Raw genomic sequence first — 768 nt, 5'->3', positions numbered from 1 at the left:
GTCGATGCGGATAAGGTCCATGCGCTGCCCAGCCGAGGATTCAAAGTGCCGGAGCGGGGCTCGTGGGTCCGTCTGGACCCAAGCCACGCTCTGGCGATCGTCAGCGAGGTAAGGAGCGATCGGGCCTGCCGGTCAAGCCCCGGCGCGCCGCAGCCGATGGGCCATCTGGGACAGATCGCCGTCGCCGAAGATGCCGTCCAACATGCGAAGCAGCTCGCGCGCGGCGTCGGACTTGCAGGAATAGTAGATCATCTGCCGGTCGCGGCGGGTCTCGACGAGGTCAAGCCCCCGCAACTTCGCCAGATGCTGAGACAGGGCGGACTGGCTCAGCTGGACTTTTTCGGCGATGGCGCCGACCGACATTTCACCGTCGACCAGATAGCTCATGATCAACAGCCGTTTCTCATTGCCCATGAGCGTCAGAAACGTGGCTGCCGATTCGGCGTTGGCGATTAGCTTGCTCGAGATCATCGATGCCCCATGTTTTTCAGCTCATCCAGACGCTATGGGGGCAATAGCGTCTGATTCCATGAATTCACCTGTGGATGCCCGCTGCTGAATCAGCGACACACCAAAGGGTAGAACATTTCTTCCAAATCTCAAGACTTGCTTTTGATTCAAGACAATTAACTACCGCTCTTGTGAATAGCCGGCTGCGCGGCCGGCCTTTGCCATGTCGACCAGGACGGGCCGCAACTCACGCGCGGCTTTCAGGGGCTCAGGAAAGAAGACCCGGCATAGGGCATCGCCAGCCGCCAGGTCCATGCC

Annotated in this window: 1 protein-coding gene and 1 pseudogene; both read right to left on the bottom strand. The window is 60.2% G+C overall.

Going from position 1 to position 768, the window contains the following annotated elements; translation table 11 throughout:
* Positions 1 to 132 precede the first annotated feature (132 nt).
* Positions 133 to 471 carry a metalloregulator ArsR/SmtB family transcription factor gene (locus EN742_RS36585; protein ID WP_126058600.1) on the bottom strand — a complete coding sequence of 113 codons (339 nt, stop codon included), beginning with the start codon at positions 469 to 471 and terminating at the stop codon, positions 133 to 135.
* 159 nt (positions 472 to 630) lie between these two features.
* Positions 631 to 768, bottom strand: a pseudogene (locus EN742_RS39895) (HugZ family protein); the annotation flags it as partial.

The sequence above is a fragment of the Mesorhizobium sp. M4A.F.Ca.ET.020.02.1.1 genome, from assembly GCF_004022645.1.
GTDB lineage: Bacteria > Pseudomonadota > Alphaproteobacteria > Rhizobiales > Rhizobiaceae > Mesorhizobium.
This window is presented reverse-complemented; position numbering and strand designations above follow the sequence as displayed.